Here is a 351-nt window from a genome sequence, read left to right as displayed (position 1 = left end):
AGAAGAACTGTTCGAGCAACATGCCGGCGACGAGTGGGCCCAGCGCGGTCAGGCCGCCACCGATCGACGACCACAGGGCTATCGCGCGGGTCCGTGCTGCGCCCGACCACAACGCGGTGATCAGCGCCAGGGTGGTGGGGAACGCCAGACCGGCGGAGACGCCGCCGAGCACCCGGGCGGCGAACAGCACATCGACGTTCGGTGCGAACCCGGCGACCGCCGAGGCGGGCACCGACAACGCCATGCCGATCAGGAGCATCGTCTTGCGCCCGTAGCGGTCGCCGACGGCCCCGAGGTACAGCACCGACGCAGCGAGGCCGACGGAATAGCCGACCGCGACGAGATTCAGTT

At 69.8% G+C, this 351-nt stretch carries 1 protein-coding gene; it reads right to left on the bottom strand.

All coding sequences use genetic code 11. The features are described from left to right. The coding region (locus R1101_RS29155; protein WP_037225535.1) for an MFS transporter at window positions 1–351 on the bottom strand (351 nt) is incomplete at both ends.

The organism is Rhodococcus sp. R1101 (assembly GCF_000278445.1).
Taxonomy (GTDB): Bacteria; Actinomycetota; Actinomycetes; order Mycobacteriales; family Mycobacteriaceae; genus Rhodococcus; species Rhodococcus gordoniae.
Note: the sequence above shows the minus strand (reverse complement) of the source record. Positions and strands in the feature narration are given on the sequence as shown.